The sequence below is a fragment of the Streptomyces flaveolus genome, assembly GCF_000716535.1.
GTDB classification, from domain to species: domain Bacteria; phylum Actinomycetota; class Actinomycetes; order Streptomycetales; family Streptomycetaceae; genus Streptomyces; species Streptomyces flaveolus_A.
Genome location: NZ_JNWV01000018.1, coordinates 1 through 24,185, shown reverse-complemented (window position 1 = coordinate 24,185; position 24,185 = coordinate 1). Strand labels below are relative to the sequence as shown.

Sequence of the window (24,185 nt, the reverse complement as noted above, 5' to 3'; positions counted from 1 at the left end):
TCGTGGGTCCGGCCTTCGGCAGCGTGGCGGGCAGGTGGTGCGGGGGCGCGGGGGGCGCGGGCGTCAGCCGACGGCGACGCCGTGCGAGCGGAGGTAGGCGACCGGGTCGACGTCCGAGCCGTAGTCCGGAGTGGTGCGGATCTCGAAGTGCAGGTGCGGGCCGGTCACGTTGCCGGTGGCGCCGGACAGGCCGATCTGCTGACCCGCGGTCACGGTCTGCCCGGCCGACACGGAGAGCTGGGAGAGGTGGCCGTACTGGGCGTAGTAGCCGTCGTTCAGCTTGATGACGACCTGGTTGCCGTACGCGCCGCCCCAGCCGGCGGAGACGACGGTGCCCGCGGCGACGGCCTTGAGGGGGGTGCCGGTCGGGACGACGAAGTCGACGCCGGTGTGGTAGCCGCTGGACCACATGCTGCCGGCGACGTGGTATCCGGTGCCGACGGTGGCGCCGGCCACCGGGAGGGTGTAACCGGCGGAGGCCGGCTGGGCGGCGGGCTTCGGCGCGGCCTGCCGGGTGGCCTGCGGCGCGGCGTACTCGCCGGCCTTGGGGGCAGCCGGCTCGGTGGACTCGGGGGGCGCCGGCTGCGCGGTGGCCGGCGCGGCCTTCCCGCCGATGCTGAGCTTCAGGCCCGGGTGGATGAGCCCCGGGTCGGCGCCGACGGCCTGCCGGTTGTCGTCGTAGAGCCGCTGCCAGCCGCCGCCGACATGCTGGTCCTGGGCGATCGTCGCGAGGCAGTCGCCGCTGCGCACGGTGTAGGTGCGCGCGCCCGCGTCCTGCCGCGCGGCGGTCTGCTTCACCGTGTCGGGAAGGGTCCGCACGGCCGCTCCGGGGGCGGACTGCGCGGTGGGCGCGGCGTGCGCTCCGGTGGCCCCGAGGAGGGGCAGGGCCAGGGCGGCGCCACCGGTTCCGGCGACGGCGAGGGAGCGGGAAAAACGCGGGGTCTTGGGACGTCGGTGCTTACCCTTGGCAGGCATGGCGCAATTCCTCTCCGGCGCCTGCGAGGTGAGCTGTCGGGTTCGGGCTGGAGCTGCCCGGCCGTGCGCGGCACGGCTGCACCCCTGGCCTGTCGCGGAGACCGGACAGGCAGTCGTACCTGGTGGGTCCCCCGCTCCTGCCGACGCGGGTCATGTGTGGGGAGTCCGGACGGCGGCAGGATTCGGCGTTCCGCCCGGTCGGTGGCGAACGTAAGCGAGCAGGACGCGCGGAAACAAGCAGCCGGTTCCCGTTGTTCCGGTTTTCGGTGATCGGAAACCGGAATTCACGCTCACCGAGCGTGAATTCCCGCGCCCTTCTCCCTTTCAATTCGCCTTTACGGCACCGCGATTACGTGGACATGACGCGCGACGCACGGTCACGGATATGACCCTCCTCACGCGCACTTTCCCCAGGTCCCCCCATTTCGCTGCGACTTGGAAAGAAGATGTCAATTCGGACAGAAGAGTCAGATACGGCGCAGTCGGATGACGGCCGCGTCCAGGTCTCCCTTGAGCCCGGTGCGCAGCCCGTGGTGCAGCAGTACGGCACCCCGGTGCACTTCGCCCGTTTCGCGGCATTCGTACGACGCCGTCGGGTCCAGCCCGCGCAGCCGCACCGCCGGCACCGCCTCACCGTGGCTCTGGGCCTGAAGCCAGGCAAGGACGACGGTCTCCTCCCCGCGGACGTACTGCACGGCACTCAGACCCCCGGCCGGAGGCCGCAGCCGGTACAGCTCGCCGTGCTGCACGACGGGGCGGATCTCCTTGTACAGCTCCACCCATCGCCGGGCCTCGGCCAGCTCCTCGGCGCTCCACTCCGTCAGGTCGCCGCCGACCCCGAGCACACCCGCCATGGCGCTGACGAACCGGAAGCGCAGCGAGCTGACCCGCCCGTTGAGCTGGGTGTTCGGGCTGTCGGTGACCCAGGCCGCCATCACGCGCGCCGGATGCAGCTGCGTGAAGCCGTGCTGGATGGCGAGCCGGTCCAGCGGGTCGGTGTTGTCGGAGGTCCACACCTGGTCGGTGCGGCCGAGCACGCCGAGGTCGATCCGGCCGCCGCCGCCCGAGCAGGACTCGAAGGCGACCCCCGGGTGGGCTGCCCGCAGCCGGTCCAGCAGGGCGTACAGGGCACGGACGTGGTCCACCCACAGGCGCTGCGGGTACGGCTCCCCGGGCCAGCCGGCGTCGGTGAAGCAGCGGTTGAAGTCCCACTTCACGTAGTCGATGGGGGCGCTCGACAGCAGGGCGTCCAACTGCTCCCACAGGTACTCCTGGACGTCCTCGCGCGCGAGGTTGAGAACGAGCTGATTGCGCAGTTCCGTCCGCTTCCGTCCCGGTTGGTACTGCACCCAGTCCGGGTGGGCCCGGTACAGGTCGCTGTCCGGGTTGACCATCTCGGGCTCGACCCAGATGCCGAACTGCATGCCGAGCCCGTGCACCTGGTCGGCGAGCGGCTTGAGGCCCTGGGGGAAGCGGTCGGGGTTGGGCGTCCAGTCACCGAGGCCGGCGCGGTCGCTGGTGCGGGCGCCGAACCAGCCGTCGTCGACGACGAACAGCTCGATCCCGATCTCGGCGGCCCGGCGGGCGAGGGCGAGCTGCTGCTCCTCGGAGATGTCGAAGAAGGTGGCCTCCCAGGAGTTGAACAGCACGGGCCGGTCCCGTTCGGCGTCCGGGATGACGTACGCGCGCTGGTAGGCGTGCCAGGCGCGGCTCGCGCCGCCGAAGCCGCCGTCGGTCCACAGCCCGGCGAAGACCGGTGTGGTGTACGACTCCCCGGGTGCGAGGAGCAGCAGGCCCGAGTCGTCGTAACCGGCGCCGCCGGTGATCTGCACGCGCGCGTCGGGGAGTTGGGCGACCGCGATGCGCCAGGAGCCGGACCAGCCGAGCGCGCAGCCGTAGACCTCGCCGCGCTCCTCGGTGGCGTCGGTGTCCAGGGCGACCCAGGGCAGGTGCTGGTGGCCGGTGTGGCCGCGGCGGCTGCCGATGACCTTCTCACCGTAGGTGAGGGGGGCCGTGGTCAGCCGGGACTCGGCGGCCCAGCGACCGTGCAGCTGGGACAGCCGCCAGCCCTCGCGGTCGGGCAGGGTCCAGGTGGCCGCGTCGGCCCGCAGCAGCTCCACGCGCGCGTGGCCGCCGTTCTCGACGGTCACCCAGCGCTCCACCACGTCGCCGCGCATCCGGTAGTGCAGGGTGATCCCCACGCCGTCGTCGTCGAAGCGCAGCCGCAGCTCGTCGTCCTCCGTGGCGTCGTACGACGCGAAGCGCCACTCGGTGCCGCGCCGCTCCTCGGTGCGGACGGACAGGGCGGGGCGCACGAAGCGGGGGCCGCCCTCGACGGGGTACTCCTCCCGGCCGTCCAGCGGGGACTCGAAGGGCCAGTAGCCGGGCAGCGGGCTCACCGCGAGCGCCTCGGCGTCGGCGAGGGCGATCCGTGGCCCCCAGTGCAGATGGAGCAGCTCGTCCGCGTCGGTGAGATGCAGGGCATAGCTGCTGCTGGGGCCCGACAGGAGCCAGGTACGACCGTTTTCGGCGATGTCCACCATCGAGACCTCACAGGTGCCAACAGATCCGCTCAAGTGCCAACATCATCATGGGCCGCGCACCCCTCTGACAATGCCTGTGGACAACTCATTGCCCGAGGAAATCGATGCCGTATGGTCGACGGAGCGCCCGCCGACGAGCCGCGACGGCGGGGACCGACCGGGAGGAGCCCCCGTGACGCAGCAGGTCCCGTCGACCGAGCCGGAGCTGGCCGGAGTGCGCAATTTCCGTGACGTGGGCGGGCTGCCGACCACGGACGGGCGGCGGGTGCGGTACGGCGTGCTGTTCCGCAGCGGGCACCTGGCGCACGCGACCGAGGAGGACGCGGCCTTCCTCTCCTCCCTGGGCCTGCACACGATCTTCGACTTCCGCAACGCGGCCGACCAGAAGCTGGAGGGCCCGGATGTCGAGCTGCCCGGCGTGCGGAACGTGAACCTGCCGCTGAGCGACCCGGCGGACGGCGCCGAGTTCTGGCAGATGGTCCGCGACGGCGACCTCGACCAGCTCCGCGCGATCCTGGACGACGGCAAGGGCGCGGCCCGGATGATCGCGTCCTACCGGAAGATCGTCACGGAGCGCACCGCCGAGCACGCGCGCGTGCTGCGCGATCTGGCCGGCGACAGCGTGCCCGCGCTGATGCACTGCGCGGCCGGCAAGGACCGCGCGGGCATCTCGATGGCGGTCACGCTCCTCGCTCTCGGGGTGGAGCGGGACGCGATCGTCGCGGACTACCTGGAGTCGGGTGCCGAGCACCGCCGCTACAAGGTCCGCCGCAGCGGCAGCGCGGAGACCGCGTACACCCCGGAGGTGATGGAGCTGCTCAACCCGCTCTTCGACGCCCGCGCCGAGTATCTGGAGGCGGCCTTCGCGAGCATCGAGGAGACCTGGGGCGACGTCGACACCTACCTGGCCCGGGGCCTGGGCCTCTCCCCCGACTCCCGCGAGCGCCTGCGCGCCCGCCTGCTGGACTGACGGGCCCCGCTCAGGGAGCCCACGGCAGGCGGACCGCCTCGATCCCGGCGTCGTGCAGCAGGGCCTCGACGAGCGGTGCGGGGCCCGCCACCTCGGTGGCCCACCGGCCGTAGTCGGTGCACACGGCCCACGTGCGGTCCTCGGCCCAGAGGCTGGACGGGCTGAAGTCGATCGGGGATCTCGGTCAGCCGGTTCCAGGTCTCGCGGTCCAGGCCGCCCTCGGCGGGCGGCACGATCCGCGGCGGCCGGCTCTTCCCCTTCCGCGCGGACGGGAAGCACCGGTACGTCGGCAGCAGCCCCTCGGGCACCGGCGGGTCACCGGTCCGCGCGGCGAGCTCCGCCCAGTGCAGCCGCCGCCGGCCGGGACCGGGATGCCCGGCCCGGCCCAGACCGCCCCCGGTCGCCGCCCCGACACCGGTGAGGTCGGTCCCGCCGACGGTCTCCCGTTCGGCGCCGCCCGCCACCGGGCCGGCCCGGTGGCGGTCGTCGTACGTCACGCCGGCCGGAAGCCGCTCGTGCTCGTACATGGCGCCCAGCACCCCAGGCCGCGTCGGGCAGCGGCGGTGGTATCAACCCCGGTGACGCCGCCCCCGGCTCGGACAGCCAGTCGGCCGTACGCGGCGAGGCGACGGGCCAGAGGGCGGTGACCAGGTCTGACGTCTCGGGCATCCGCACGCCCTGTCACGCGCCCCGCGGCGTCAGCTCTTGCCGCCCAACGCGAACAGCAGGTAGAGGAACGCGGCCAGGACGTGCCCGAGGGCGATGTAGATGATCAGCCGGATCCACAGGGAACGGGGGAACTTCTCCTCGAAGTTGCTCATGGCAGCTCTCCGGTCAGCGGGCCCAGGCACAGCGTGGCCGTGGGGCTCTGCAGCAGGGTGTGGACGAACAGCAGCTCCACGCCGTCGTGGTCCTCGGCGGCGAGGCGGTGCGGGGTCAGCGAGTCGAAGTGCGCGCTGTCACCGGGCCCCAGCAGGTGCGCGGTGTCGCCGAGGCGCAGGCGCAGGCGCCCCTTGAGGACGTAGAGCCACTCCTCACCGGGGTGGACGCGCACGATGTCGCCCTGCGAACCATGCGGCACCCGCACCCGCAGGGCCTGCATGCCCCGGCCCGGCGCCCCGGCCTGGACGTACGTCCACCCGCCCGCGCGGGTCGGCTCCATGTCGGCGGCCCGCACGATCGCGTCCCGGTCGCCGACCGTCTCCCCGAGCAGCTCTGAAACGGTCGTACCGTAGATACGGGCGAGCGCGAGCAGCATCGGCAGCGACGGCTGGCGCTGCCCGGTCTCCAGCCGGGAGAGGTGGGCCGGGGAGAGACCGGCGGCGCGGGCCGCGGCCTCCAGCGTGAGGCCGGCGCGCCGGCGCAGGGCGCGCAGCTGCGGCGCGACGGCGGGGAGGCCGTCGTCCGGAGCCGAGCCCGCCGCCGGCGCGGCGTCTGAGGCGTTCATGCCTCCATTCAGCCCCAGTCTTGCCCCAGAGGCAATTTTATTGCCTCAGAGGCAAAGACCGAGGGAGCTGCCGCGCCCGAGGGCGCCACCGTCAGCGGTTGGCCACCGCCTGCTTGATCAAGGTCTTGCCGAAGTCCCACATCAGGCCGCCACCGCTGTGCGCGTCGTCCATGACCGCGGTGAAGGCGTCCACGAACCGGTCCACGTCGGCCTCGTCGACGACCAGCGGCGGAATCAGCTTGATCACCTCCAGGTGGTCGCCGGAGACCTGGGTGAGGATGCGGTGCTTCTGCAGCAGTGGTACGACGACCATCTGGGCGAACAGCCCCTTGCGGGCCGCCTGGAGCATGGTCCAGCGGCCGCGCAGCTTCAGTGAGGACGGCTTGCCGAACTCGATGCCGATCATCAGGCCCCGGCCCCGGACGTCGGCGAGCAGCTCGTACGTGTCGATCAGGGCGGTGAGCCGGGACTTCAGCAGTTCGCCCGTCCGGCGCACACCGGCGACGATCTGCTCGTTCTCCATGACCGAGAGCACCGCGAGCCCGCACGCCATCGCCTGGGCGTTGGAGCCGAAGCTCGCCGAGTGCACCAGCACCCGGTCCATGGACGAGTAGACCTTCTTGAAGATCCACTCCTTGCCGAGGGTGGCGCCGACGGGCACGTAGCCGCCGGAGAGGGCCTTGGCCACGCACACCAGGTCGGGTTCGACGCCGTCCTCGTGCTGGTAGGCGTAGAAGTCGCCGGTGCGGCCGAGGCCGGTCTGCACCTCGTCGGCGATCAGCAGCGCCTTGTGCCGGTGCAGCAGCTCCTGCGCGGCCCGCAGATAGCCGGGCGGCGCCTCGTGCACGCCCTTGCCCTGGATCGGCTCCACGATCAGCGCGGCGACGTCGCCCTTGTGCAACTCCCGCGCCAGGGCGTCGAGATCGCCGAGCGGTACGGCGGTGTCGGGCAGCAGCGGGGCGAAGCCGTCGCGGAAGCCGCTCTCGCCGTTGACCGAGAGGGAGCCGGTGGTCAGGCCGTGGAAGGCGTGGTCGCAGTAGAGGACGCGCGGCTTGCCGGTGGCGTACCGGGCGAACTTCAAGGCCGTCTCGACCGCCTCGGTGCCGCTGTTGCCGAAGAACACCCGGTCCAGGTGCGGGCTGTGGGCCAGCAGCCGCTCGGCGAGCAGGCCGGGCAGCGGCTGGCAGTCGAAGCGGGTGAGGTCGGCGAGGTCCAGGTCCAGGACGTCGTGCAGCGCCTTGCGGACGACCGGGTGGTGGCGGCCGAGGCCCATCACACCGAACCCGGCCAGCATGTCCAGGTAGTCGTTGCCCTCCGCGTCGAAGAAGTGCGCTCCCTCGGCACGCTCGTAGACCTTGTCGAAGCCGATGGTGTGCAGCATGCGCGGGAGCTGCGGATTGAGGTGCTTCGCGTGCAGCTCGTAGCGCTCGGCTCCGCGCTCGGCGAGCAGGGCGCCGAGGTCGAACTCGGTGGTCATTCACTCTCCTTGACTGCGCCGCCGACGTCCTTGACGGCCAGGCTCGCGCTGATCCGCCCGGCGATCTCGACGGGCGTGAGACCGATGTCGGCCAGCACCTCGCTGCGTTTGGCGTGCGCGAGGAACTGCTCCGGGATGCCGAACCGCCGTACCGGCACGTCGACGTCGGCGTCGCCGAGGGCCAGTGCCACCGCCGAACCGACGCCCGCCGCCCGGCTGTTGTCCTCCACGACGGCCACCAGGCGGTGCCCGGCCGCGAGGCCCGGCAGCGCGGGGTCGACCGGCTTGACCCAGCGCGGGTCCACCACCGTGCAGCCGATCCCGCGGGCTTCGAGCAGCTCGGCGGCCTGGAGGCACACGGGAGCCATCACGCCGACGGCCACCAGCAGCACCTCGGGCTCGTCGGCGCGGTGCAGGACGTCCATGCCGCCGACCCGGTCGAGCGCCGGGAGGGACGGGCCGACGGACTCCTTCGGGAAGCGGACCAGGGTGGTCGCGTCGTCCACGGCGACCGCTTCGCGCAGCTGGGCGCGCAGCTGGTCGGCGTCGCGGGGGGCGGCGATCCTGAGGCCCGGGACGACCTGGAGGACGGACATGTCCCACATGCCGTTGTGGGAGGGTCCGTCGACGCCGGTGACGCCGGCCCGGTCCAGGACGAAGGTGACCCCGCAGCGGTGCAGGGCGACGTCCATCAGGAGCTGGTCGAAGGCCCGGTTGAGGAAGGTGGCGTAGACGGCGACGACCGGGTGCAGCCCACCGGTGGCGAGGCCGGCCGCGGAGACGGCCGCGTGCTGCTCGGCGATGCCCACGTCCCACACCCGGTCCGGGAAGCGCTCGGCGAACTTCCCGAGGCCGACCGGGTGCAGCATGGCCGCCGTGATCGCCACGACGTCCTCGCGCTCCTCCCCGATCTTCACGATCTCCTCGCCGAACACCGAGGTCCACGAGGGACCGCCCGCCGGGGCGAGCGGTACGCAGGTGAGCGGGTCCATCACGCCGACGGTGTGGAAGTGGTCCTCCTCGTGCGCGAGGGCGGGCTCGTAGCCGCGGCCCTTCACGGTGAGGCAGTGGACCAGGACCGGGCCGTGGAAGCGTTTCGCGCGGCGCAGCGCGGACTCGACGGCGCTGATGTCGTGGCCGTCGATCGGGCCGAGGTACTTCAGGCCCAGGTCCTCGAACATGCCCTGCGGGGCGAAGGCGTCCTTGAAGCCCTTCTTCGCACCGTGCAGGGACTCGTAGAGCGTGGTGCCGACGACCGGGGTGCGCTGGAGCACCTCCTTGCCCCAGGCGAGGACCCTCTCGTAGCCGTCGGTGGTGCGCAGGGTGGCCAGGTGGTTGGCGAGGCCGCCGATGGTCGGGGAGTACGACCGCTCGTTGTCGTTGACGACGATGATCAGCGGCCGGTCCTTGGCCGCGGCGATGTTGTTGAGCGCCTCCCAGGCCATGCCGCCGGTCAGCGCGCCGTCGCCGATGACCGCGACCACATGGCCCTTCTCCCCCAGCACCTGGTGGGCCTTGGCGAGCCCGTCGGCCCAGCCGAGCGCGGTCGAGGCGTGGCTGTTCTCGATGACGTCGTGCTCGGACTCCTCGCGCGAGGGGTAGCCGGACAGTCCGCCCTTGCCGCGCAGCTTGGAGAAGTCCTGACGGCCGGTCAGGAGCTTGTGCACGTAGCTCTGGTGGCCGGTGTCCCACAGGATGCGGTCGACCGGTGACTCGAAGACCCGGTGGAGCGCGATGGACAGTTCCACCACCCCCAGGTTGGGGCCGAGGTGACCGCCGGTCCTCGACACCGCGTGCACCAGGAACTCACGTATCTCTTCGGACAGTTCACCGAGTTCCGCCTCGGACAGCGCCTTCAGGTCGCGTGGTCCCCGGATGTTCTCCAGCATGGTCACGCTAGGGCCCCCTCTCGGTCCGTGCCTTGCCTCAACTCAACTGTCTGCGGGGCTCGTCCGCTCGGCGAGCTTCATGGCCTCCTCGATGAGGGTCTCCACGATCCTGGACTCGGGGACGGTCTTGACGACCTCGCCCTTGACGAAGATCTGACCCTTGCCGTTGCCCGAGGCAACTCCGAGGTCGGCCTCCCGGGCCTCGCCCGGACCGTTGACCACACACCCCATCACCGCGACCCTGAGCGGCACTTCCATGCCGTCGAGCCCAGCGGTGACCTCCTCGGCGAGCTTGTACACGTCCACCTGCGCCCGGCCGCAGGACGGGCAGGAGACGATCTCCAGGCGCCGTTGCCGGAGCCCCAGCGACTGGAGGATCTGGATGCCGACCTTGACCTCCTCGACGGGCGGCGCGCTCAGCGACACCCGGATGGTGTCCCCGATGCCCCGGGACAGCAACGCCCCGAAGGCCACCGCCGACTTGATCGTGCCCTGGAAGGCGGGACCGGCCTCCGTGACGCCCAGGTGCAGCGGGTAGTCGCACTGCTCGGCGAGCTGCCGGTAGGCCTCGATCATCACGACCGGGTCGTTGTGCTTGACCGAGATCTTGATGTCGCGGAAGTCGTGCTCCTCGAAGAGCGACGCCTCCCACAGCGCCGACTCGACCAGGGCCTCCGGGGTCGCCTTGCCGTACTTCCGGAGCAGCCGGCGGTCCAGCGAACCGGCGTTGACTCCGATCCGGATCGGCGTGCCGTGGTCCTTGGCGGCCCGCGCGATCTCCTTCACCTGGTCGTCGAACTTCTTGATGTTGCCGGGGTTCACGCGCACCGCCGCACAGCCGGCCTCGATGGCCGCGAACACGTACTTCGGCTGGAAGTGGATGTCCGCGATCACCGGGATCTGCGACTTGCGGGCGATGGTCGCGAGGGCGTCCGCGTCGTCCTGCGTGGGGCAGGCGACGCGGACGATCTGACAGCCGGACGCGGTGAGTTCGGCTATCTGCTGGAGGGTGGCGCCGATGTCCGACGTGCGGGTCGTCGTCATGGACTGCACCGACACCGGGGCTCCGCCCCCGACCGCCACCGGCCCGACGTGGATCCGCCGCGACTGCCGTCGCGGCGCGACCGGACGGGCCGGTACCCCGGGAACGCCCAAGGGAACGGCGGTCATCGCGTCACTCCCGGTTTCCCGAGACGGTCTCCCGCATCGCCCGCAGGGACTCCTTCAGGGAGCCCATGGTGGCGAGGACGGCGGTCGGCTCGTAGCCGCAGTGCGCCATGCAGTTGTCGCAGCGCGGGTCCTTGCCGCGGCCGTACTTGTCCCAGTCGGTCTTCTCGATGAGTTCGCGGTACGTCGGCACGTACCCGTCGCTCATCAGGTAGCAGGGGCGCTGCCAGCCGAAGAGCGAGTAGTTCGGGATCGCCCACGCGGTGCACGGGAAGTCGACCTTGCCCTCCAGGAAGTCCAGGAAGAGCGGGGAGTGGTTCAGCCGCCACTTCTTGCGGTTGCCGCCCGCGAAGGCCTTCCTGAACAGCTCGCGGGTCTGCTCCACGCCGAGGAAGTGGTCCTGGTCGGGGGCCTTCTCGTAGGCGTAGGCGGGCGAGATCATCATCTCGTCGACCTTGAGGTCGTCGTTGAGGAAGTTGAGCACCTCGATGATGGTCTGCGGGGTGTCGGTGTTGAAGAAGGTGGAGTTGGTGGTCACCCGGAAGCCGCGTCGCTTGGCCTCCTTGATGGCCTCGACCGCCTCGTCGAAGACGCCTTCCTTCGCGACGGACTCGTCGTGCCGCTCCCGCAGTCCGTCGATGTGCACGGCGAAGGCGAAGTAGGGCGAGGGCTTGAATTTGTCCATCTTCTTGCGCAGCAGCATCGCGTTGGTGCACAGGAAGACGTATTTCCGCTTCGCCACCAACTGCCGCACGATCTCGTCGATCTGAGGGTGCATCAAGGGCTCGCCGCCGGCGATGGACACCATCGGCGCACCGGACTCCAGTACCGCGCCCACGGCCTGGGCGACCGGCATGCGCTGCTTGAGCACACCGGCCGGGTGCTGGATCTTGCCGCAGCCCTCGCACTTCAGATTGCAGGCGAACAGTGGTTCCAGCTCGACAATGAGCGGGAACTTGTCCCGCTTGCGGAGCTTCTGTTCAGCCAGGTATGTCGCGACCTTGATGGACTGGCGCAACGGCATGGCCATCTGGCTCACCTCCGGGGGAGCAGCAAAGAACGGTGCCATTCAAAAAATGAGGGAAGGATGGAACGAAGCACGCGGAAGGCTGATATCCCACCGCGCACCGTGCCGATCCGGACGAGTTCGTGTTCCGGTGCGTCCACGACCACCCGGACGGCCGCGACCGGGCGCTCGCCGGTGCGGACGGCCGTACGGAGCGTGGCCGCCGACTCCATGTCGACCGCGATCGCGCCGGTGGCGAGCAGATCGGATCGCTCGGACCCCCGCACGACGTGGTCGGAGCCGGTGAGCGGGCCGGTGTGGACCGTGCGCACGGGCAGCAGGCGCACGAGTTCCTTGACCAGCAGGTCGGTGCCCACGCACGGGACGGTCCCGTGCGAGTCCCGGGTCTCCTCGGCGACGACCAGGTCGCCGGGGTGCATGCCGGGGGCGAGCCCGGCACAGAAACCGGTGGCCAGCACGGCCGTGCCGGCCGCCGCCGGGCCGGCGAGGTGCCGGCCGACGGAGCGTTCCGCCGCCCTCGGGCCCATGCCCGTACGGACGACGGTGTACGGCCCGTCCGCCCCGCTCCTGTCGCCGGTGCGCAGGGCGAGGTGCTCGATGCCGAGCGCGCAGGCGATCAGCAGCGGGGCCGGGGCGGGCTGGTTGCTCAAGTCAGCTCCCCGTCGCCCGTGACGCTGCCGTCCCGGCCTTGGCGAGCAGGTTCCGCTCGAAGGGGTCGCCGTGCAGGTAGCGACCGAGCGCGGTGAGCGGGAACACCTGCCGGTACAGGTGGTAGTTGATGGAGAAGTCCCACGGGAAGCCGGTGCCGGTGAAGTACGGCTCGTCCCAGGTGCCGTCCTCGCGCTGGGTCCCGGCCAGCCACTGGATGCCGCGCTCGACGGCCTTGGAGTCCTTCTCCCCCGCCGCGAGCAGTGCCATCAGCGCCCACGCGGTCTGCGAGGCGGTCGAGGCGCCCCGGCCGCTCCACTCCTTGGCGTACTTGTAGGAGCGCAGGTCCTCGCCCCAGCCGCCGTCGTCGTTCTGGACGCTCTCCAGCCAGGTCACGGCCCGCCGGATCGCCGGGTGCGAGCCGGGCAGTCCGGCCGCGGTCAGCGCGGGCACGACCGAGCCGGTGCCGTAGATGTAGTTGACGCCCCAGCGGCCGAACCACGAGCCGTTCGGCTCCTGTTCGGCGAGCAGCCAGTCGATGCCGCGCCGGGTGCGCGGGTCGTGGGCGAGGCCCTCGGCGGCGAGCATCTCCACGACGTGCGCGGTGACGTCCGCGGACGGCGGGTCGATGACCTCGCCGAAGTCGCAGAACGGCAGCCGGTTGGGGAACGGGCTGGTGTTGTCGACGTCGAACGCGCCCCAGGCGCCGTTCTTGGACTGCATGCCGAGGTTCCAGCGCACGGCCCGGCCGATCGCCTTGTCGACGCGCTCGGGGTCGTGGTGCCGGACCCGGCGCAGCGCGAGAGCGACCTCGGCGGTGTCGTCGATGTCCGGGTAGTTGTCGTTGTGGAACTCGAACGCCCAGCCGCCCGGCGGCAGTCCGGGACGCTTCACGGCCCAGTCGCCGGGCCGGACGATCTCCTCGCCGAGCATCCAGTCGGCCGCCTTGACCAGTTGGGGGTGGTCGACGGGCAGACCGGCGTCCACGAGGGCGATGGTGGCCAGGCAGGTGTCCCAGACCGGGGACTGGCAGGCCTCGATCATCCGGGCGCCGTCCTCGCGCCAGACCGCGAAACGGTCCAGCGAGGCGAGGCCCTCACGCATCACGGGGTGCTGGAGGTCGTAGCCGAGCAGGTGGAGGGCGATGATCGAGTACACGGCCGGGGGCTGGATGCCGCCCCAGCAGCCGTCGTTCTCCTGCCGCTCGATGATCCAGCGGGCCGCCGCGTTCATCGCGGCCTTGCGCAGCCTGCGCGGGGCGACCTTGCGGAACTGGTGCAGCGCCTTGTCGATGCGCTGGAAGGCGCCGTCCCAACTGGCCAGCGGGGCCAGGGGCCTGGCCGGGTTGGGCCGGGCCGGGTCGGTGTGCAGTTCGTCCAGCGGGAAGGGCGCGGGGCGCACCGGACGCTTGGCCGAGACGATGGTGAGCGGGACGATGGTCTGCCGGGCCCAGCATCCGAAGTCGTAGATGTTGAGCGGCATCCAGGTGGGGAACCAGATCAGCTCCGGGGGAAGTTCGGGCAGGTCCTCCCACTTCCACCAGCCGAACAGGGCGAGCCAGATCCGGGTGAAGACGCGGGAGGCGGCGATGCCGCCCCGTTCGCGGATCCAGGCGGACGCCTTGGCCATGTGCGGGGCGTCGGGCGCGTCGCCGGCCAGACGCAGGGCGACGTACGCCTCGACGGTGGTGGACAGTTCGCCGGGGCCGCCGTAGAAGGTGGCCCAGGTGCCGTCCTCACGCTGCTCGCCGCGGATGAACTTCGCGGCGGCCTGCGTGGTCTCCTCGTCCCGGATGCCCAGGAACTGTCGGAGCAGCAGGTCCTCGGCGTCCATGGTGACGTTGGTCTCCAGGTCGCCCTTCCACCAGCCCTGGGAGTCCTGCCGGGAGAGCAGGAAGTCGGTGGCGCGTCGTGCGGCGCGCGCGGCGGCTTCTTGTACCCCGACCGCCTCGGGGGTGGTGAGGGTGGTGTCGCTGGCCGCGGCAGCCCGGGACGGCAAGGTCGCCCCGGTGCTTCCGTCGGTCGTCGCTGTCATGGCTTCCCCTTCGTGCAGTCGTGCGAGTCGTGCTGCTGTGGGTCCGCCGTCGGCCGGTCTCCTTCGAGGTGGGGAGAGACCGGCCGGCGACTACGCGAGGCTCGTCAGGCCAATAGTGATCATCTCTTCCGTACGACGACGAAGTCCGCGAGCGCCGTGAAGGATTCCCGCACCCGGTCGGGCATGTCGACGGCGTCGAGGGCTTCGATGGCGATGGTGTGCTGACGGCGTGCCTCCGCCGCCGTCCACTCGCGGCCGCCGGCCTCCTCGATGAGGGCCGCACGGGCCGCGAACTCCTTTTCGGAGAAGTTCTCGAAGTCGCTGCTCTTGGCGTCGGCGGCGAGGATCTCGCCGAGCTGCTCGGAGGCGGGGCCGCCGGCCGCGAGCGCGGCCACCACGGGCAGGGACTTCTTGCGCTGGCGCAGGTCGCTCCAGGTCTGCTTGCCGGTGGCCTCCGGGTCGCCCCAGATGCCGAGCAGGTCGTCCACGGCCTGGAAGGCGAGGCCGAGGTGGTAGCCGTACCGTTCCAGCGCGTCGGCGGTGGCGTCGTCCGCGCCGCCGAGGACCGCTCCGATGGAGGAGGCGCAGGCGAGCAGGGCGCCGGTCTTGTTGCCCTCCATCTCCAGGCACTCCTCGACGCTGACCCGGTCGCGGTGCTCGTAGGAGATGTCCTGCGCCTGACCGTCGATCAGGGCACGGGTGGCGGTGGTCAGCCGGCGGGCGGCGCGGCCGGCCTCGACCGTGCCGAGTTCCAGCAGTACCTCGCCCGCGAGGGCGAACAGGGCGTCGCCGACCAGGATGGCCTGGGCGGGGCCGTGCACCTTCCAGACGGTGTCGCGGTGCCGGCGCTGCTCGTCGCCGTCCATCAGGTCGTCGTGCAGCAGCGAGAAGTTGTGCACGAGTTCGACGGCGACCGCGCCCGGGACGCCCGCCTCCGGTGCGGCGCCGGTGACCTCGGCGGAGAGCACGGCGAGCGCGGGGCGGACGGCCTTGCCGCCGTCGCCGTCGGCGGGGTTGCCGGCGGCGTCGATCCAGCCGAAGTGGTAGGCGGCGACGGTGTCCATGGGAGGCGCCAGGCGGTCGACGGCCGCGCGCAGCACCGGTGTGGCCAGGTTCCGCCCGCGCTCCAGCAGCGCGGTCACGTCCACCGCGGCCCGTGGAGCGGGCGTCGAGGCCGGGGGCACAGTGGGCACAGTCTCTCCTCTTGTTGCGGTACCGGGGGTGCGGGGACCGGCCGCCTGCTGATCGGGCATCAGGCCGCCTCCTCGAACTCGAAGAGGTGGCGGGGGCGGGGCCGGCCCAGGGCGCTGAGCGCGGCGTCGGCCGCGCTCACTCCGCTGCGGACCGCACTCTCCATGGTCGCGGGCCACCCGGTGGCGGTCCACGCTCCGGCCAGGTACAGGCCGGGGGCTTTGGTGCGGGCGCCGGGCCGCAGCCGCCCGACGCCGGGGGTGGGTGCGAACGTCGCCGTCCGCTCCCGGGTCACGAAGAAGTCCAGCACCTCGGCCGCGCGCGTACCCGGAATCAGTCGTTCCAACTCGGGCAGGTAGCGCTCGCGGAGTTCCGCGACCGGGGTGTCGATCTCGTCCTGCGCGGCCGACTGGGACAGCGCCAGGTACTGCCCCGTGCGCAGCCCGGAGGCGTGGGTCCGGTCGAACACCCACTGCACGGGGGTGCCGAGCGCGGCGAAGAAGGGCCGGGCGAGCACCTTGCGGTCGTACACCACGTGGACGTTGAGGATCGGCGCGGTGCCGATCTCCAGCAGCCGCTCGGGCGCGTCGAGGGCTCCGGGCGGCAGCAGCTCGTGGGCCTCGCGCTGGGGTACGGCGAGGACGACGGCGTCGGTGTCGATCAGCTCGCCGGGAACCTGAACGCTCCACGTCCCGTTCTCGTTGAGAGAGACGGAGGTGACGCGTGTACGGACCTCGGTGCGCACGCCCGCGGAGTCGAGCGCCTTGCGGGCCAGCCGGTCGTGCAGTTCGCCCAGCGGGACGTGGGCCCAGCCGATGTCGGCCGCGCCCGGGTCGGACAGCAGACCGGTTTTGAACACCATCGCGGCGAGCCCCAGCGAGGCGTCGCCCGCAACCGCGTTGAGGGTGGCGACCCCGACCAGGTCCCACAGGGCCTCGATGGCGCGTGCCGACTGACCGTGCGCGGCCAGCCAGCTGCCGAAGTCCTGGGTGTCCAGGGTCGGATCGGCGAGGTCGAGCCCCTTCAGCGCGAGCGCGGCCCGCCCGACGGCCGCGCGCTCGGTGAGCGAGAGGTGCGGATAGGCGGCCAGGCTGCGCCCCAGGTGGAGGGGGACGGACAGCGGGTCGCGCCGCAGTCTGCCGAGCCGCCGCCCCTCGGGCTTGGCGACGTCGACGACGGGCACGTCCAGGCGGTCCTGCAGCGGTGCCAGCGCCGCGCCCTCGATCCGGTCGAGGAACCAGCGGTAGGCGGTGCAGCAGCGCAGGTACACGTGCTGGCCGTTGTCGACGGTCAGTTCGCCCCGCTGGAAGGAGAAGGCGAGGCCGCCCAGCCTGGGCCTGCCTTCGAGCAGGGTGACCCGGACGCCCGCGTCGGCGAGGGCGAGCGCCGCGGTGATCCCGGCGAGGCCGCCGCCGACCACGACCGCGCTGCGGCCTGCCGTCCGCGCGGTGCCGGCCCGGTCCGGTGCGGGGGGTGCGCCGTCGCTCATCGTGCGTCCTTCCGTGCGAGCGCTCCGCGGGCTGGGCCGCTACGGCTCGCCTTTCGTCCGCGGCTTCGTCGTGGCTGGTCGTGCCCACGCGGCGGTAGCCGCAGGTCCGACAGAGCCCCGCGCCCCTGCGGGGCGCGAGTGCGCTGGTTGAACGGTGCACGCTCCGCCGTCGCCGTCAGGGACGCCACGCCGCACGGGAGGGTTGCCTGTCGCATGCCGTCCGGTTCGGCCGGTTCCGGTTCGGTGCGCCGCATCAGGCGCGCCTCCGGACGGAGCGCCTGGAGACATGGCGGGTCACGTGCCGGGTGTCGAGCCCGGACAGGCCGCGCACGGCGACGTAGGCCTTCTCGTGTCCGGGCAGCGAGACGCGGCCGCGCAGCACGGCCTCCGGGTCGCGCTCGATGCGGTCCAGCAGCCGGCGGTAGATGCCGGCCATCGCAGCCACGCAGGCGCCGCTGCGGCGGTCGAGCATGGGCAGCAGCCGGTAACCCTCGGCGAACAGGGCGCGGGCTCGCCGCACTTCGAAGTGCACGAGGCCCGCGAAGTCGGAGCCCTCCGGCGGGGTCGGTCCGTTGAACCCGGCCGAGCAGCCGAACTTGGCGAGGTCGTCGGCGGGCAGGTAGGTACGGCCGCCGGCCGCGTCCTCGCGGACGTCGCGCAGGATGTTGGTGAGCTGGAGGGCGAGGCCCAGCGTGTCGGCGTACTCGGATGCGCGCTCGGCGCCGCGCGCGCCCGGTTCGGTGCCGAAGACGCCGAGCGAGAGGCGGCCGATGGCACCGGCGACACACCGGCAGTAGACCTTCAGATCGTCCCAGGTCTCGTAGGTCTCCCCGCGTACGTCCATCTGGACGCCGTCGATCAGCTCGTCCAGACCGCCGAGCGGGATCGGGAAGGCGCCCGCGGCGTGGCTGAGGGCGACGGCCACCGGGTCGGTGTCGTCCTCCTCGACCTCGCCCCCGCGGATCCGGGCGAGCAGTGCCCGGGTCTCCTCCAGCCGCGCCAGCTTGACCTCGTCGGCCAGTTCGCCGTCGCCGATGTCGTCCACGCGCCGGGAGAACGCGTACAGCGCCGACATGGCGCGGCGCTTGGCCGTCGGCAGCAGCCGGATGCCGTAGGCGAAGTTACGGGCCTGCTGCCCGGTGACGGTCTCGCAGTAGCTGTAGGCGGCGAGTACCGGTGCGGACACGTGCGGCGGAGAATCCACGGTCCGGATCACCCCTCTCCTCGCAGGATCACGCCCGCCTCACGCAGCAACTGGACCTTGCCGGGTCGGGGCGGGCCGGGAAGTACGTCGTATTCGGCGGCGGCGATCGCCCTGATCGCCGCCCTTCCTCCCGCCACGAACCCTGCGAGCAGCAGCTTGAGCCTGCCGTGGACGCTACCCACCAGGGGGGCGCCTTCATTCAGCAGTTCGCGGGCGCGTTGTGCTTCGTATGCAACCAGGGCGCGCACCGATGCGCCCGTGGTTTTCGCGGCGAGGTCCGCTTCCTGGACGTGAAAACGCTTCATGTCCGCGGCGGGGAGATAGATCCGGTCGCGGCCGAGGTCCTCGGCGACGTCCTGGAGGTGCTCGACGATCTGGAGCGCCGTGCAGATCGCGTCGGACAGGCGGATCCGCTCGGGGGTGGAGGTGCCGGTGACGGCGAGGACGAGGCGGCCGACCGGGTTGGCGGAGAGTTCGCAGTAGGCGAGGAGGTCGTCGTAGGTTTCGTACCGGGTGACGAGCTGGTCCTGGCGGTTCGCGGCGATCAGCCCGAGGAACGGCTCGGGGGTGAGGCCGCGACGGCGGACGGTGGGCTGCAGGCGGCGCAGCAGCGGGTGGTGCGGGGTGCCGTCGAAGACGCGGCGCAGGTCGGCCTCGAAGGCGTCGAGGAGGACCAGGCGGTCGGTGGCCTCGGCGGGCGACACGCCGAGCAGCCGGGCGTCGGCGCCGCCGGGGGCGAGGTCGCCGTCGCCGATGTCGTCCACCAGACGGGCGAAGCCGTAGACGGCCATGAGGTCGGCGCGCCAGTCCCGGGGCAGGAAGAAGGGGGCCACCGGAAAGTTCTCGCTCGCGGCCTTGTCCAGGGTGGCGCGTTCCAGGTCGGGCGCCTCGGCGGTGGCCGTCATCGGACGCTGCCCGGGGCGTGGACGGCACATGCTCCGCTGAGCAGGGGAGTTTCCGTAGCCATTGCCGTCACATCTCCCGTTCTACACTGCCGATCCGATACACACTATTTCGGACACGCCGCCCCGCTCCGCGCAGGCGTGCCCACCGCAGGCGGGCGCGCATTATCGCCCCACTTGCCGGTTTCCGACGCCGGTACAGCTTACGTTGTACAACGCGGCGTGGCGCGGCAGGGTGTCCTGCACATCACAACAACACACCGATTGCCTTCAAGATTCCTAACGTCGGGCGGAGTTGACGTTTCCTTTGCAGACGGGAGGGCCCCGCCGGAGGAATTCCGGCGGGGCCCTGACCGAAACGGGTTACTTGCCCGTGAATTTCTCGTACTCCTTGAGGACCTCTTCGGTGGGTCCGTCCATGCGCAGCTCGCCGCGCTCCAGCCACAGCACCCGGTTGCAGGTGTCACGGATGGACTTGTTGTTGTGACTGACCAGGAAGACCGTGCCGGCCTCCTTTCGCAGCTCCCGGATGCGCTCCTCCGAGCGCTTCTGGAACTTGCGGTCACCGGTGGCCAGCGCTTCGTCGATCATGAGGACGTCGTGGTCCTTGGCGGCGGCGATGGAGAAGCGCAGGCGCGCCGCCATGCCGGAGGAGTAGGTGCGCATCGGCAGGGTGATGAAGTCGCCCTTTTCGTTGATGCCCGAGAAGTCCACGATGTCCTGGTAGCGCTCCTTGATCTGCTCCCGGGACATCCCCATGGCGAGCCCGCCCAGAATGACGTTCCGCTCACCGGTCAGATCGTTCATCAGGGCCGCGTTCACACCCAGCAGGGACGGCTGGCCATCGGTGTAGACCTTGCCCTTCTCCGCGGGCAGCAGGCCGGCGATGGCCCGCAGCAGCGTCGACTTGCCGGAGCCGTTGGAACCGATAAGACCGATGGCCTCGCCGCGGTAGGCGACGAAGGACACGCCGCGCACGGCGTGCACCTTGCGCACCCCGCGCGCCGCGTCGTCGGAGCCGCGCCGCAGGATCCGGCTCAGGGCCGCCGTGGCGCTGCCCTTGCCGCTCTTGGCGCCGTTGACCCGGTAGACGATGTGCAGGTCGTCCGCGATCACCGTCGGGCGACGGTCCTGGGTGTTCTGCTCAGCCACGGCCGTACCGCTCCTCAGCCTTCCAGAAGTACACGAAGCCGCCCACGGCGAAGAGCACGGCCCAGCAGCCGGCCGCCGCCCACACATGGGCGGGCAGGTTCTCGGAACCGTAGCCGTCGATCAGGGCGAAGCGCATCAGATCCATGTAGATGGCGGCCGGGTTCCACTGCAGGACCGTCGCGATCCAGTGCGGCTTGTCCTCCAGCATGATCGGGATGGAGAACATCACGCCGGAGGCGTACATCCACGTCCGCATCACGAACGGCATGAGCTGGGCCAGGTCCGGGGTCTTGGCTCCCGCACGGGCCATGATCAGCGCGAGACCGGTGTTGAAGAGGAACTGCAGGGCGAGGACCGGCACGATCAGCAGCCAGGACATGTCCGGATAGCTGCCGAAGCCGATCGCCACGAGGAACAGCACGATCATCGAGAACAGCAGCTGCTGGAGCTGCTGGAGCGAGAAGGAGACGGGCAGCGAGGCGCGTGGGAAGTGCAGGGCGCGCACCAGGCCGAGGTTGCCGGAGATCGCGCGGACGCCCGACATCACCGAACTCTGCGTGAAGGTGAACACGAAGACGCCGGTGACCAGGAACGGGATGTACACGTCCTGCGACATGCCGCGGCTGGCGTGCAGGATCAGCCCGAAGATGAAGAAGTACACGGCCGCGTTCAGCAGCGGCGTGGCCACCTGCCAGAGCTGGCCGAGTTTGGCCTGGCTGTACTGCGCGGTCAGCTTCGCGTGGGAGAAGGCGAGGATGAAGTGGCGGCGCCCCCAGAGCTGACGGACGTACTCCACGAGCGAGGGCCGGGCGCCGCTCACGGCGAGCCCGTACTTGGCGGCCAGCTGGGCCGCCGTCAGCCCCTCGTCGGGCGGCGCGGCCTCGGTCACGGCGACCGTGCCGTCGTGCGTGGTCTCACTCACAGGTGGATACTTTCGTCTTCGGATTCGCGTTCGAGTTCGTCTCCCCGGCGCCCGCCCACGGACGCCCGGGCACTCCAGGGACGAGCTTGTCAGATGACCGGCGGACGGCCCAGTCGGGTGAGTCGCCACACCGTACGCCAGCGCATCGGGCGGCGCGGGCCGCAGGGCGTGGACCAGCCTTCCCGGAAGCCGCCGAACCATGCTTTCAGGGCCGGCCGCGAGGGGCGGCGCAGCAGCGTGAGCAGCAGCCAGACGCCGAGGTACACCGGGACCAGGAGCGCGGGGAGGTTGCGGCGGGCGAGCCAGACGCGGTTGCGGGCGACCATGCGGTGGTAGACCGCGTGCCGCGAGGGCGCGGTCGTCGGGTGGTAGAGCACCATGTCGGACCGGTAGTCGATCATCCACCCCGCGTCGAGGGCCCGCCAGGCCAGGTCGGTCTCCTCGTGCGCGTAGAAGAAGGCGTCCGGGAGCCCGCCGACCTCGGCGAAGACACGGGTGCGGACGGCGTTGGCGCCGCCGAGGAAGGTGGTGACCCGGGAGGAGCGCATCGGGTCGGAGGCGCGCAGCCGGGGCACGTGCCGGCGCTGGGTCTCGCCGGTGTCGGGGTCGGCGATGCGGAAGCTGATGATGCCCAGCTCCGGGTCGGCCGCGAAGGCCTCGCGGCACAGCTCCGCGGTGTCGTGGCGGGCGAGCAGGCCGTCGTCGTCGAGGAAGAGCAATATGTCGACATCTCGCCCCCCGGGCCCGAAGGCCTCGATGCCGACGTTGCGCCCGCCGGGGATGCCCAGGTTCTCGGGCAGCTCGACGGTCCGCACGCCCTCGGGCACGTCCGGGACGGGTGAGCCGTTGCCGACGACGACCACCTGGACCGGGTCACCGTCCTGCTTGGCGACGGAGTCGAGCAGGGCCCGCAGCTCCTCGGGCCGGTTGCCCATGGTGATGATGACGGCACCGACCTTCATGGGCGCGCTCACTTCAGCCTGCTGGAGGCGAGGATGGACACCAGGTGCAGCAGCGTCTGGAGCACGGCGATGCCGGCGAGGACGGCCGTGCCGAGGCGGGTGAAGAACAGGTCGCCGCGGGCCTGGTCCACGATCGCGAGGACGACGATGAGCAGCGAGGCCTCGATGCCGAGGATCAGCCGGTGGAACTTCAGCGCCGAGGCGGCCCGGCGGGCCAGCGCCATGCCGGAGGAGCGCGGCTCCGAGGCGGCTTCCTTGACCGGGGGCTTGCCGGTCTGGTGCCGTGCCACGCCCACCAGGTCGGTCTCGGCCTTGATCAGGATGGCGCCGAGTGCGGCGAGGGTGCCGAGGAAGGCCCACAGCCAGTCGATCCGGCCGCTGCCCCACAGGTCGGCGGCGCGCAGGCCGAGGCCGACCAGGACGGCCGCGTCGGTGAGGTAGGCGCCGACGCGGTCCAGGTAGACCCCGCCGAGCGAGTACTGCTTCCTCCAACGGGCGATCTCGCCGTCGACGCAGTCCAGCAGCAGGTAGAGCTGGGTGGCGACCACGCCGAGCACGGCGCCCGGGATCCCCGGCACCAGCAGGGCCGGGGCCGCGAGCACGCCGCAGACGGTCATCAGGTACGTGAGCTGGTTGGGCGTGACCCTGGTGTTCACCAGGTAGCGGTCGACGCGCAGGGACACCTCACGCATGTAGAGGCGTCCCGCCCAGTGCTCACCGCTGCGCCGGTCCTTCACCCCCGCGGGGTGGACGACCGGACGGAGTTCAGCTACCGATGGCCTTGACATAGTCGGCGTAGGTGTCCTTGATCTGGTTCGTCTTGAGGTCGAGGTGTTCGAGGATCGTGTAGCGGCCGGGCCGGGTCTCGGGGGCGAACTCCACCGCGCGGACGAACTCGTCCACCGTGAAACCGATCTCCTCCGGCAGCACCGGAAGCCCGTGCCGGCGCAGCACCTCGGCCATGTACGCCGACTCCTCGTGGGCGCCGCGCAGGTACATCGCGAAGGCGGCGCCGAGGCCGCACTGCTCGCCGTGGGCCGCGGCGCGCTGGGGGTAGAGCAGGTCGAAGGCGTGGTTGATCTCGTGGCAGGAGCCCGAGGCGGGCCGGGAGTCACCGGAGATGGACATCGCGACACCGGTGAGGACCAGCGCCTCGGCGAGCACCTGGAGGAAGTCGTTGTCCCCGATGCCGCCCGGGTGCCGGAGCACCGCCTCACCGGCCTGCCGGGCCATGGCGGCGGCCAGGCCGTCGATCTGCTCGCCCTTGATCCGGTTCGCCAGCTCCCAGTCCGCGACCGCGTTGATGTTGGAGACGGCGTCACCGATGCCGGCGCGCACGAAGCGGGCCGGGGCCTCGCGGATGACGTCCAGGTCGATCACGGCCGCGATCGGGTTGGGGACGCCGTAGGAGCCGCGGCCCGCGTCGTTGTCGAGGGTGGCGACCGGTGAGCACAGGCCGTCGTGCGCGAGGTTCGTCGGTACGGCGACCAGGGGCAGGCCGACGCGTGCCGCGGCGAACTTGGCGCAGTCGATGATCTTGCCGCCGCCGAGGCCGACGACCGCGTCGTAGTGGTCGGCCTTCATCTCGCCGGCCAGCCGGATCGCGTCGTCCAGGGTGCCGCCGCCCACCTCGTACCAGATCGCCCCGGGCAGGGACGGCGTGAGGCGCTCGCGCAGCCGGGCGCCGGAGCCACCGCTGACGGCGACGGCGAGCCGCCCGGAGTGCGAGATGCGCTGGTCGGCGAGGACGCAGGCCAGGTCGTCCAGAGCACCAGGGCGGATGTCGACGACGACCGGCGAGGGGATGAGCCGGGTCAGTACTGGCACGCGATCACCCGTCCACGGGCGAGGTCGTCGTGGTTGTCGATCTCGACCCACTCGACCTCGCCGATCGGCGCCACGTCGATGCGGAAGCCGCGGTTGACCAGTTCCTGGTAGCCGTGCTCGTAGAACTGCTGCGGGTCGGTCTCCCAGACCACCTTCAGCGCGTCGGCCAGCTCGGGAGCGGCGTCGCCCTCGATCAGGGTGACGCCGATGTACTCGCCGGTGGCCTCGGCCGGGTCCATCAGCTTGGTGATCCGCGTCATGCCCTTCTCGGGGTCCACGACGACCTTCATCTCCTCGTCGGCCAGGTTCTTCACCGTGTCCAGGGCGAGGATGATCTTCTTGCCGTCGCCGCGCGCGGC

21 protein-coding genes, 1 pseudogene and 1 riboswitch are annotated in these 24,185 nt (G+C 71.4%); of the genes and pseudogenes, 1 reads left to right on the top strand and 21 read right to left on the bottom strand.

Annotation, left to right across the window (positions count from 1 at the left end; genetic code table 11):
- Positions 1–63: 63 nt before the first annotated feature.
- Both OO52_RS20085 and OO52_RS20080 read right to left on the bottom strand, forming a co-directional pair.
- Positions 64–975: a M23 family metallopeptidase gene (locus tag OO52_RS20085; RefSeq protein WP_030646818.1), complete on the bottom strand. Its 912-nt coding sequence runs from the start codon at positions 973–975 to the stop codon at positions 64–66.
- A 5-nt stretch (positions 976–980) separates the two neighbouring features.
- Positions 981–1,133, bottom strand: a riboswitch (cyclic di-AMP (ydaO/yuaA leader).
- 309 nt (positions 1,134–1,442) lie between these two features.
- Positions 1,443–3,518, bottom strand: a complete 2,076-nt coding sequence (locus tag OO52_RS20080; protein WP_030646816.1) for an alpha-galactosidase — start codon at positions 3,516–3,518, stop codon at positions 1,443–1,445.
- Between the two features lie 172 nt (positions 3,519–3,690).
- On the opposite strand from OO52_RS20080, the gene OO52_RS20075 reads away from it, so the two are divergent.
- Positions 3,691–4,488 carry a tyrosine-protein phosphatase gene (locus OO52_RS20075; protein WP_030646813.1) on the top strand — a complete coding sequence of 266 codons (798 nt, stop codon included), beginning with the start codon at positions 3,691–3,693 and terminating at the stop codon, positions 4,486–4,488.
- 698 nt (positions 4,489–5,186) lie between these two features.
- Here the strand turns inward: OO52_RS20075 and OO52_RS20065 are convergent.
- The 19 genes and pseudogenes from OO52_RS20065 to OO52_RS19980 form a co-directional block, all read right to left on the bottom strand.
- Complete coding sequence (locus OO52_RS20065; protein ID WP_037629463.1) at positions 5,187–5,309, bottom strand: DUF6126 family protein; 123 nt, start codon at positions 5,307–5,309, stop codon at positions 5,187–5,189.
- Positions 5,306–5,935, bottom strand: a complete 630-nt coding sequence (locus OO52_RS20060) for a helix-turn-helix domain-containing protein (protein WP_030646811.1) — start codon at positions 5,933–5,935, stop codon at positions 5,306–5,308. Before OO52_RS20060 ends, OO52_RS20065 begins: the two co-directional genes overlap by 4 nt.
- A gap of 91 nt (positions 5,936–6,026) precedes the next feature.
- Positions 6,027–7,412: an aspartate aminotransferase family protein gene (locus OO52_RS20055; RefSeq protein ID WP_030646809.1), complete on the bottom strand. Its 1,386-nt coding sequence runs from the start codon at positions 7,410–7,412 to the stop codon at positions 6,027–6,029.
- The gene (gene dxs, locus OO52_RS20050) at positions 7,409–9,307 is read right to left on the bottom strand and encodes a 1-deoxy-D-xylulose-5-phosphate synthase (RefSeq protein WP_030646807.1); all 1,899 of its coding nucleotides are present in this window, start codon (positions 9,305–9,307) and stop codon (positions 7,409–7,411) included. Before dxs ends, OO52_RS20055 begins: the two co-directional genes overlap by 4 nt.
- A 36-nt stretch (positions 9,308–9,343) precedes the next feature.
- The gene (gene ispG, locus OO52_RS20045; protein ID WP_030646805.1) at positions 9,344–10,471 is read right to left on the bottom strand and encodes a flavodoxin-dependent (E)-4-hydroxy-3-methylbut-2-enyl-diphosphate synthase; all 1,128 of its coding nucleotides are present in this window, start codon (positions 10,469–10,471) and stop codon (positions 9,344–9,346) included.
- A 4-nt stretch (positions 10,472–10,475) separates the two neighbouring features.
- A complete protein-coding gene (hpnH, locus tag OO52_RS20040) occupies positions 10,476–11,498 on the bottom strand; it encodes an adenosyl-hopene transferase HpnH (RefSeq protein ID WP_030646803.1) in 1,023 nt (340 codons plus the stop codon).
- A 5-nt stretch (positions 11,499–11,503) separates the two neighbouring features.
- Positions 11,504–12,145, bottom strand: a complete 642-nt coding sequence (locus OO52_RS20035) for a hypothetical protein (RefSeq protein WP_030646801.1) — start codon at positions 12,143–12,145, stop codon at positions 11,504–11,506.
- 1 nt (position 12,146) lies between these two features.
- Entirely contained in the window at positions 12,147–14,177 is a 2,031-nt protein-coding gene (shc, locus tag OO52_RS20030; RefSeq protein WP_030646799.1) for a squalene--hopene cyclase, read from the bottom strand.
- 119 nt (positions 14,178–14,296) lie between these two features.
- Complete coding sequence (locus OO52_RS20025; RefSeq protein WP_030646797.1) at positions 14,297–15,430, bottom strand: polyprenyl synthetase family protein; 1,134 nt, start codon at positions 15,428–15,430, stop codon at positions 14,297–14,299.
- On the bottom strand, positions 15,430–16,857 hold the full coding sequence (gene hpnE, locus OO52_RS20020; protein ID WP_030646795.1) for a hydroxysqualene dehydroxylase HpnE: 1,428 nt from the start codon (positions 16,855–16,857) through the stop codon (positions 15,430–15,432). The genes OO52_RS20025 and hpnE overlap by 1 nt, the downstream gene beginning before the upstream one ends.
- Positions 16,854–17,072, bottom strand: a complete 219-nt coding sequence (locus OO52_RS54610) for a DUF6380 family protein (protein WP_356196847.1) — start codon at positions 17,070–17,072, stop codon at positions 16,854–16,856. Before OO52_RS54610 ends, hpnE begins: the two co-directional genes overlap by 4 nt.
- A gap of 38 nt (positions 17,073–17,110) precedes the next feature.
- Positions 17,111–18,073: a presqualene diphosphate synthase HpnD gene (hpnD, locus tag OO52_RS20015; protein WP_030646792.1), complete on the bottom strand. Its 963-nt coding sequence runs from the start codon at positions 18,071–18,073 to the stop codon at positions 17,111–17,113.
- Positions 18,070–18,966 carry a squalene synthase HpnC gene (hpnC, locus tag OO52_RS20010; protein WP_030646790.1) on the bottom strand — a complete coding sequence of 299 codons (897 nt, stop codon included), beginning with the start codon at positions 18,964–18,966 and terminating at the stop codon, positions 18,070–18,072. Before hpnC ends, hpnD begins: the two co-directional genes overlap by 4 nt.
- A 360-nt stretch (positions 18,967–19,326) precedes the next feature.
- Positions 19,327–20,115 (bottom strand): ABC transporter ATP-binding protein, encoded by a 789-nt coding sequence (locus tag OO52_RS20005; protein ID WP_030646787.1) that lies wholly within the window; start codon positions 20,113–20,115, stop codon positions 19,327–19,329.
- A complete protein-coding gene (locus OO52_RS20000) occupies positions 20,108–21,037 on the bottom strand; it encodes an ABC transporter permease (protein ID WP_030646785.1) in 930 nt (309 codons plus the stop codon). Before OO52_RS20000 ends, OO52_RS20005 begins: the two co-directional genes overlap by 8 nt.
- A gap of 89 nt (positions 21,038–21,126) precedes the next feature.
- A complete protein-coding gene (locus tag OO52_RS19995) occupies positions 21,127–21,999 on the bottom strand; it encodes a glycosyltransferase family 2 protein (RefSeq protein ID WP_030646784.1) in 873 nt (290 codons plus the stop codon).
- An 8-nt stretch (positions 22,000–22,007) separates the two neighbouring features.
- Complete coding sequence (locus tag OO52_RS19990) at positions 22,008–22,787, bottom strand: CDP-alcohol phosphatidyltransferase family protein (protein ID WP_078630061.1); 780 nt, start codon at positions 22,785–22,787, stop codon at positions 22,008–22,010.
- A complete protein-coding gene (locus OO52_RS19985) occupies positions 22,765–23,826 on the bottom strand; it encodes an iron-containing alcohol dehydrogenase family protein (RefSeq protein WP_030646779.1) in 1,062 nt (353 codons plus the stop codon). The genes OO52_RS19990 and OO52_RS19985 overlap by 23 nt, the downstream gene beginning before the upstream one ends.
- Positions 23,814–24,185: pseudogene (locus OO52_RS19980) on the bottom strand (phosphocholine cytidylyltransferase family protein); the annotation flags it as partial. The gene OO52_RS19985 and the pseudogene OO52_RS19980, both read right to left, overlap by 13 nt.